Here is an 8,845-nt window from a genome sequence, read left to right as displayed (position 1 = left end):
ATGAATAATATATTTCCTAATTTGGATTCCGAGCTTATTCCTGGCAAATCAGCTGCAGGATTTTTTATAGGTGAGTCGTTTTCCTATGTCAGTGAAAATATAGGGGAGGTTGAATGGTACGGCCCAGAAGTTCATGTTAGAGATATTCTTCTTAAGAACGATTCTTGGGTGGGGGTCAAAAGAAGAATTGGGTTTGGTGATGAGTTTGTATTGTCCTATCGTTACAAGAATGAGGTGGTTTCACTGTATTTTGAGGCGAGTGAAAAGCTCTATCGAATTGCAGTTGGGAAAGAATATCGAGGGGGGTTTCAAGGGGTCGGTGTAGGGGATGATATTCGGTGCCTAGAAAAGAACTTCAAAATTTTGTTCAATGATATGGATGATGACTTTCTTCTTGAGAGGGATGGGGAGGTATTAACGGGAATTAGTTTTGTTACAGACTATAGAGCCTCTTTGGATTACGCGCCCGAGCAAATCATTCAATTTATTTCCATACATGACTGGTCACTTCGTTAGATAGGATATTCCTGGTATTTTAGTTGGGGTGATTTAGCATTTGATAATGCGTTTGGTAATGGCGGATTTGTCTGTATTAGAGTGATTGGTTCTGAATCTTTCTTTGTCAAAGAATTATGCGTGAAGTCTTTGTCTGGTTGATATAGGTTAATTATCCTAAAAAATATTCTGCCCCTAAGCTGAGTTGCAAGAGTGATGGGGTGAGAGAGTCTCCATTCCGAGGGGGCATTCGTTTTGGTGATGACTGGGATGCACTCATAGTGTGCTCGGATCTTTCAGTTGTGCGGGCTATATTTAGAGCCTTTCAATTGTGATGATCTGCGTACAGGATTACTACATATACGTTCTCAGTGGGACCCAAAACCTTAACTATTAAATGAAATAAGTATCCCCCAGCATTGCTGGGGGATATTTGCTGTCTAGACTAAAATTATTCTTGCAACCGTCGTCCAGTCACATCCATCAAAGGCGGCAGCGCCAGTGATGCCTTGAAGAATATTTTGTTCAGCACCTTGGCTGCAGCGAGTTTCAATGCGGTGGGTGATTACACAAAAGGGGTTGTTGCTGATGGTTCCCTACCCAAGATCGCTATCCATGCGATGGTGGGTGGATTGCTGGCTAAGGCAACCGGAGGTGACTTCAAAACTGGGGCCTTGGCTGCTGGCGCCAACGAAGCGCTGGTGGTGCAGTTGGACAAGCTGGTTAAGGGGAATGGCAACCTGCTGACTATGAGTTCGCAGATCGTTGGGGGGCTGGCGGCTGCAGGCCAGAATGATGCTGATGCAGCCCAGATAGAGAAAGGGGCTTGGATTGCAAAAAATGCGAGTCAGTACAATCGTCAGTTGCATCCTGATGATAAAGAGTTAGCTAAGCGTCTAGCGGCAGTGAGTGGAAATAAATATACGGTCGAACAAATTGAGGCCCAACTCAGATTGTCCTCTGTCAATGGTACAGATATTGTTGCAGGGACTGATATCGTAGCTAGTGGGATTGGAAGGTATGATACGGGGGGGAATTGGATCGCTTTAGGGAATGGCCAATATGTGCAAAATTTTGAAGCTGCGGACAAGAATATAATTGCTTTTATTAAAGAAAATACTAGTGCGTACTCTTGGACGCTTACGGCTCAAACCGGTTTTGGGTCTATCAATGATCAGCCTGACTGGACCAAAGCATCAAGTGCTCCTGGCCTAAGAGACCGCTTAACTGGTTACCCAATGGATGATAAAGGGGGATACCGGGTCCCGGTTGCGATAGATGGGGTTGCTTATATACCTAGGTATCTTCCATGCGGAAACTCTGAGTGTTTAGCAAGTGGTGCAAATATTGACTTTGCCGATTCTGGAACTCTGAAGTGGCTTAAAGCCGCAGACGCTAAAGCAATTAATGATGTGGGTTGGTTTATGGGGGTGGCCGCCATACCAGCAAATGGCACTGCTGCTGCTCTTTTATCCAATGGCTCGACCGCAGCATCCATCTTGTCCGCTTATTTGAAAGATGATGTGCCGTCCAGTTTGGGAAGTAGTGCCTTAAGCGCTTCTTTTGAGAAGTTTGCGGTTGCGAACGGTGTTTCAGAAACAGTTGCAAGTCAAATTTCGAATGGGTTGGGTGCAGCAGGGGTCTGGGACTCTATCACTGAAAAAGCGGCAGAAATTTTTAAGGGGAATTGAATGTTGAAAATATTGAAGCCATACAGTCATGTTATTGGTTTTTTCTTGCTGGTTGTGGCCGTTGTCGGAGGGGTTGTAAGATTCGATGGTAGTTGGCATCGATTCTTCTCGATGGTATTGGCACAGTTGTGGTTTGGTCAGGCCGTTTATAATTACTTACGAGGTGGGCGGGTGACTATAGGTCCAGGAGGAATGGGGCCTGATGCAGATCCAGTTCTTAGAGGTAGTCTTGCGGCTTTTGCACTATTCGTATATGTAATTGTTTTTTTCTTTTTTAAGTGTGGCAACTTTTTCACTCAATAGAATAAATCTTGTGTGTCCAGCGATAATGTTGCAATTGTTGGAGTGGAATTGTCAGATTGCTTGGCTTGATTGTGGGGCTGTGAATGAATAGGGGTATATAACTAGCAGAATGGAGGCGGATTAATTGTAAATTGCCCTGGTAAGGCTTACATCAAAATTGAGTTGTTGCGGACATCACCCAGGTCGACAAACTGCTGCACGGCGAGGAAAACGAATGCTGCGCAGATGGTGATGCTGTTTGCCCTATCGAATCATTTGCTGGCCAGCGCAGGAGAGGTGCGCCTGTGATACGGGAAGTGGCCGCCGAGGGGGGCTCGCGACGGCTGAAAACACCGAGATGAGCGAGTGATTCGATCATGTTTGATCGGCTCGCCTCTTTCAAAGTCGGCGGTGGATGAAGTCAGCCCAAATACATGGCTACTTCAGATCATCCTTAGCAGCGGACTGATTATGCGCAAATAATCACGCAAAAACCCTCTTTATATACCAAATACCTTTGAATTTTAGAATGTTAATTCGGAAACGGAATTTGCATCGCTTTTCCAGCAGGCTAGAGTCTCTACTCTAACAAGCACATTGATGTGCCTCTTGCATGGATTGCACGAAGACTGACGGCCTCTCCCCTCGTCACAGGCAGTCCGTCTTGAAACAAGGAGTGTTATGAACAAGCCGATCAAGAATATCGTCATCGTGGGCGGTGGCACTGCGGGCTGGATGGCCGCCTCGTACCTCGTCCGGGCGCTCCAACAGCAGGCGAACATTACGCTCATCGAGTCTGCGGCGATCCCCCGGATCGGCGTGGGCGAGGCGACCATCCCGAGTTTGCAGAAGGTGTTCTTCGACTTCCTCGGGATACCGGAGCGGGAATGGATGCCCCAAGTGAACGGTGCGTTCAAGGCCGCGATCAAGTTCGTGAATTGGAGAAAGTCTCCCGAGCACTCGCGCGACGATTACTTCTACCATTTGTTCGGCAGCGTGCCGAACTGCGACGGCGTGCCGCTTACCCACTACTGGCTGCGCAAGCGCGAACAGGGTTTCCAGCAACCGATGGCGTACGCGTGCTACCCGCAGCCCGGGGCGCTCGACGGCAAGCTGGCACCGTGCCTGGCCGACGGCACTCGCCAGATGTCCCATGCGTGGCACTTCGATGCGCACCTGGTGGCCGACTTCTTGAAGCGCTGGGCCGTCGAGCGCGGGGTGAACCGAGTGGTCGACGAGGTCGTGGATGTTCGCCTGAACGACCGCGGCTACATCTCCAACCTGTTCACCAAGGAAGGGCGGACGCTGGAGGCGGACCTGTTCATCGACTGCTCCGGCATGCGGGGGCTCCTGATCAATCAGGCCCTGAAGGAACCCTTCATCGACATGTCCGACTACCTGCTGTGCGACAGCGCGGTCGCCAGCGCCGTGCCCAACGACGACGCGCGCGAGGGGGTCGAACCGTACACCTCCGCGATCGCCATGAACTCGGGGTGGACCTGGAAGATTCCAATGCTGGGCCGGTTCGGCAGCGGCTACGTCTTCTCGAGCAAGTTCACCTCGCGCGACCAGGCCACCGCCGACTTCCTCAACCTCTGGGGCCTTTCGGACAACCAGCCGCTCAACCAGATCAAGTTCCGGGTCGGGCGCAACAAGCGGGCATGGGTCAACAACTGCGTCTCGATCGGGCTGTCGTCGTGCTTTCTGGAGCCCCTGGAATCGACGGGGATCTACTTCATCTACGCGGCGCTGTACCAGCTCGTGAAGCACTTCCCCGACACCTCGTTCGACCCGCGGTTGAGCGACGCATTCAACGCCGAGATCGTCTACATGTTTGACGACTGCCGGGATTTCGTCCAGGCGCACTATTTCACCACGTCGCGCGACGACACCCCGTTCTGGCTGGCGAACCGGCACGAGCTGCGGCTCTCGGATGCCATCAAAGAGAAGGTTCAGCGCTACAAGGCGGGGCTGCCGCTGACCACCACGTCGTTCGACGATTCCACGTACTACGAGACCTTCGACTACGAATTCAAGAACTTCTGGTTGAACGGCAACTACTACTGCATCTTTGCCGGCCTGGGCATGCTGCCCGACCGGTCGCTGCCGCTCTTGCAGCACCGACCGGAGTCGATCGAGAAGGCCGAGGCGATGTTCGCCAGCATCCAGCGCGAGGCCGAGCGCCTGCGCACGAGCCTGCCGACGAACTACGACTACTTGCGGTCGCTGCGTGACGGCGACGCGGGGCTGTCTCGCAGCCAGCACGGGCCAACGCTCGCGGCGCGGGAAATCCTCTAGTGGAACGCACCTTGGACCGGGTGTCCGCATTCGCGGCCACGCACGCTGCCGTGGCGGCCTGCGATCCGCTGCAGGCGCGCTCGCTCGTTCTGCAACTGCCGGGCCTGAACCGTAACAAGGACGTGCCCGGCATCGTCGGCCTGCTGCGCGAGTTCCTCCCGGCGCGCGGCGTGCCCTCCGGTTGGGGCTTCGTCGAAGCCGCCGCCGCGATGCGGGACATCGGGTTCTTCCTGGGGTCGCTCAAGCGGCATGGACATGAGCCCGCGGAGGTGGTGCCCGGCCTTGAGCCGCTGCTGCTCGACTTGGCACGCGCGACCGACCTGCCGCCGCGCGAGACGCTCCTGCATGTGACGGTCTGGAACCCCGCGGCGGCCGACGCGCAGCGGAGCTACACCGGGCTGCGCGACGAAACGCACCTGCTCGAGAGCGTGCGCATCTCGATGGCTGCCCTCGAAGCGGCCATCGCGGTGACCGTCGAGCTGTCCGATGTGCCCCTGCGGTCGCCCGCGTTCGTGCCAGGGTGCGACGAGCTGGCAGCCTATCTGGAGAAAATGGTCGAATCGATCGTCTATGCGTACCGCCTCATCTCGCCGCAGGTCTTCTACGATGAACTCCGCCCCTTCTACGAACCGATTCGAGTCGGGGGCCAGAGTTACCTCGGCCCCGGTGCCGTAGAAATGCCCCTCTTCGTGCTGGAGCACGTCCTGTGGGGCTCGCAATCGGACGACCAGGCTTATCGAGAATTCAAAGAGACGTACCTGCCCTACGTGCTTCCCGCGTACAGGGCGGTCTACGCTCGGTTCGCCGGGGGCCCGGCGCTCCTCGACCGCGCGCTCGGCGAGGCGCGAGCGGTCGGTGCGCGGGGCGAGCCCGTCCGGGCCGGGCTGACAGCCCTCGAGCGGGTCTTCAAGGTCCTGCTGCGCTTCCGCGCGCCTCACCTCAAATTGGCGGAGCGGGCGTACGAAGTCGGGCGAAGCGGCCCCGAAATCGGCAGCGGGGGGTACGCGCCCAGCATGCTCGGCGATCTACTCACGCTCACGTGTGCCGCGCGGTCCCGCATCCGCGCCGCGCTCGACGAATCCTGACACACACAGCCAGGTGTTATCTCACAAGGAGAGTTTGCCCCCATGACTCAGAAGAGCCCCGCGAACGGGCGTGATAGCAACCACTTCGACGTGATCATCCTCGGCTCGGGCATGTCCGGCACCCAGATGGGGGCCATCCTGGCCAAACAACAGTTTCGCGTGCTGATCATCGAGGAGTCGTCGCACCCGCGGTTCACGATCGGCGAATCGTCGATCCCCGAGACGTCTCTCATGAACCGCATCATCGCCGATCGCTACGGCATTCCGGAGCTCGACCACATCACGTCGTTCTACTCGACGCAACGTTATGTCGCGTCGAGCACGGGCATCAAGCGCAACTTCGGCTTCGTGTTCCACAAGCCCGGCCAGGAGCACGACCCGAAGGAGTTCACGCAGTGCGTCATTCCCGAGCTGCCGTGGGGGCCGGAGAGCCATTATTACCGGCAAGACGTCGACGCCTACCTGTTGCAGGCCGCCATCAAATACGGCTGCACGGTCCGCCAGAAGACGAGCGTGACCGAATACCACGCCGATAAAGACGGCGTCGCGGTGACCACCGCCCAGGGTGAACGGTTCACCGGCCGGTACATGATCGACTGCGGAGGTCCGCGCGCGCCGCTCGCGACCCAGTTCAAGCTCCGCGAAGAACCGTGTCGCTTCAAGACGCACTCGCGCAGCCTCTACACGCACATGCTCGGGGTCAAGCCGTTCGACGACATCTTCAAGGTCAAGGGGCAGCGCTGGCGCTGGCACGAAGGGACCTTGCACCACATGTTCACGGGTGGCTGGCTCTGGGTGATTCCGTTCAACAACCACCCGCGGTCGACCAACAACCTGGTGAGCGTCGGCCTGCAGCTCGACCCGCGTGTCTACCCGAAAACGGACATCTCGGCGCAGCAGGAATTCGATGAGTTCCTTGCGCGGTTCCCGAGCATCGGGGCGCAGTTCCGGGACGCCGTGCCGGTGCGCGACTGGGTCAAGACCGACCGCCTGCAGTTCTCGTCGAACGCCTGCGTCGGCGACCGCTACTGCCTGATGCTGCACGCGAACGGGTTCATCGACCCGCTCTTCTCCCGGGGGCTGGAGAACACCGCGGTGACCATCCACGCGCTCGCGGCGCGCCTCATCAAGGCGCTGCGCGACGACGACTTCTCCCCCGAGCGCTTCGAGTACATCGAGCGCCTGCAGCAAAAGCTTCTGGACCACAACGACGACTTCGTCAGCTGCTGCTACACGGCGTTCTCGGACTTCCGCCTGTGGGACGCGTTCCACAGGCTGTGGGCGGTCGGCACAATCCTCGGGCAGTTCCGGCTCGTGCAGGCCCACGCGAGGTTCCGCGCGTCGCGCGACGAGGGCGACCTCGATCACCTCGACAACGACCCCCCGTACCTCGGGTACCTGTGCGCGGACATGGAGGAGTACTACCAGTTGTTCAACGACGCCAAGGCCGAGGTCGAGGCCGTGAGCGCCGGGCGCAAGCCGGCCGAGGAGGCCGCGGCGCGGATTCACGCCCTCATCGACGAACGCGACTTCGCCAAGCCGATGTTCGGCTTCGGGTACTGCATCACCGGGGCCAGGCCGCAGCTCAACAACTCGAAGTACAGCCTGCTGCCGGCGATGAAGCTGATGTACTGGACGCAAACCCGCGCGCCGGCAGAGGTGAAGAAGTACTTCGACTACAACCCGATGTTCGCGCTGCTCAAGGCGTACATCACGACCCGCATCGGCTTGGCAATGAAGAAGTAGTCGGCCGACGACGACAGAAAAGCGATGAACGACATTCAATTGGATCAAGCGAGCATCAAGAAGCGTCCCCCGGGGGCGTACGACGCGACTACGCGCCTGGCCGCGAGCTGGTACGTCGCGATGCGCTCGGACGCCCTCAAGGACAAGCCGACGGAGTTGACGCTCTTCGGCCGTCCCTGCGTGGCGTGGCGCGGAGCGACGGGGCGGGCTGTGGTGATGGACCGCCACTGCTCGCACCTGGGTGCGAACCTGGCTGACGGGCGGGTCAAGGACGGCTGCATCCAGTGCCCGTTTCACCACTGGCGGTACGACGAGCAGGGCCAGTGCGTTCACATCCCCGGCCACAACCAGGCGGTGCTCCGGCTGGAGCCCGTGCCGCGCGCGGCGCGCCAGCCGACGCTGGTCACCGTCGAGCGATACGGCTACGTGTGGGTCTGGTACGGCTCCCCGCAGCCGCTGCACCCGCTGCCCGAAATCGCCGCGGCCGACGTCGACAACGGCGACTTCATGCACCTGCACTTCGCGTTCGAGACGACGACGGCGGTCTTGCGGATCGTCGAGAACTTCTACGACGCGCAGCACGCGACCCCCGTGCACGCGCTCCCGATCTCGGCCTTCGAGCTCAAGCTCTTCGACGATTGGCGCCGGTGGCCGGAGGTTGAGTCGCTGGCCCGGGCGGGCGCGTGGTTCGGTGCGGGGATCGACTTCACCGTGAACCGGTACTTCGGCCCCCTCGGCATGCTGTCGCGCGCGCTCGGCCTGAACATGTCGCAGATGAACCTGCACTTCGATGGCTACCCCGGCGGGTGCGTCATGACCGTCGCCCTGGACGGAAACGTCAAATACAAGCTGCTCCAGTGCGTGACGCCGGTGAGCGACGGCAAGAACGTCATGCACATGCTCATCTCGATCAAGAAGGTGGGCGGTGCCCTGCGCCGCGCGACCGACTTCGTGCTGTTCGGGCTGCAGACCAGGCAGGCAGCGGGGTACGACGTCAAAATCTGGAACGGGATGAAGCCGGACGGCGGCGGCGCGTACAGCAAGTACGACAAGCTCGTGCTCAGGTACCGTGCGTTCTACCGGGGCTGGGTCGACCGCGTCGCGAGTGAGCGGTGATGCGTGAAGCCGAGCCGGTCTCGGCCGCGTCGCTCCGCCAGGCGCTCGCGAACCTGGCGAGCGGGGTCACGGTCATCACGGCGTACGGCGCGGCGGGCCCGCCTGGGCCCGCGGCCACCCGCTTCGGGTCGG

At 58.5% G+C, this 8,845-nt stretch carries 6 protein-coding genes and 1 pseudogene; all 7 read left to right on the top strand.

The window, feature by feature from the left end; genetic code table 11:
- The 7 genes and pseudogenes from IF690_RS19540 (at nt 1) to prnD (ending at nt 8,713) form a co-directional block, all read left to right on the top strand.
- Nucleotides 1–516, top strand: coding sequence for an SH2 domain-containing protein (locus IF690_RS19540; protein WP_202697002.1), 516 nt, complete (start codon nt 1–3; stop codon nt 514–516).
- Between the two features lie 464 nt (nt 517–980).
- A pseudogene (locus IF690_RS29350) lies at nt 981–1,379 on the top strand (DUF637 domain-containing protein); the annotation flags it as partial.
- Between the two features lie 807 nt (nt 1,380–2,186).
- Entirely contained in the window at nt 2,187–2,489 is a 303-nt protein-coding gene (locus IF690_RS19530) for a hypothetical protein (protein WP_202697001.1), read from the top strand.
- Between the two features lie 660 nt (nt 2,490–3,149).
- Complete coding sequence (gene prnA, locus IF690_RS19525) at nt 3,150–4,766, top strand: tryptophan 7-halogenase PrnA (protein ID WP_202697000.1); 1,617 nt, start codon at nt 3,150–3,152, stop codon at nt 4,764–4,766.
- Nucleotides 4,766–5,851, top strand: coding sequence for a monodechloroaminopyrrolnitrin synthase PrnB (gene prnB / locus IF690_RS19520; protein WP_202696999.1), 1,086 nt, complete (start codon nt 4,766–4,768; stop codon nt 5,849–5,851). The genes prnA and prnB overlap by 1 nt, the downstream gene beginning before the upstream one ends.
- A gap of 42 nt (nt 5,852–5,893) precedes the next feature.
- Nucleotides 5,894–7,597 (top strand): monodechloroaminopyrrolnitrin halogenase PrnC, encoded by a 1,704-nt coding sequence (gene prnC / locus IF690_RS19515; protein WP_202696998.1) that lies wholly within the window; start codon nt 5,894–5,896, stop codon nt 7,595–7,597.
- 24 nt (nt 7,598–7,621) lie between these two features.
- On the top strand, nt 7,622–8,713 hold the full coding sequence (prnD, locus tag IF690_RS19510; RefSeq protein WP_202696997.1) for an aminopyrrolnitrin oxygenase PrnD: 1,092 nt from the start codon (nt 7,622–7,624) through the stop codon (nt 8,711–8,713).
- The last annotated feature ends 132 nt before the right edge of the window (nt 8,714–8,845 follow it).

The sequence above is a fragment of the Pseudomonas sp. SK3(2021) genome (assembly GCF_016772375.1).
Classification (GTDB): domain Bacteria; phylum Pseudomonadota; class Gammaproteobacteria; order Pseudomonadales; family Pseudomonadaceae; genus Aquipseudomonas; species Aquipseudomonas chlororaphis_I.
This window is presented reverse-complemented; position numbering and strand designations above follow the sequence as displayed.

Excerpts from the sequence above, each read along its gene's own strand:
- prnD (WP_202696997.1), top strand. The coding sequence starts at position 7,622 with ATGAACGACATTCAATTGGATCAAGCGAGCATCAAGAAGCGTCCCCCG.
- IF690_RS19540 (WP_202697002.1), top strand. The coding sequence starts at position 1 with ATGAATAATATATTTCCTAATTTGGATTCCGAGCTTATTCCTGGCAAA.
- prnC (WP_202696998.1), top strand. The coding sequence starts at position 5,894 with ATGACTCAGAAGAGCCCCGCGAACGGGCGTGATAGCAACCACTTCGAC.
- prnA (WP_202697000.1), top strand. The coding sequence starts at position 3,150 with ATGAACAAGCCGATCAAGAATATCGTCATCGTGGGCGGTGGCACTGCG.
- IF690_RS19530 (WP_202697001.1), top strand. The coding sequence starts at position 2,187 with ATGTTGAAAATATTGAAGCCATACAGTCATGTTATTGGTTTTTTCTTG.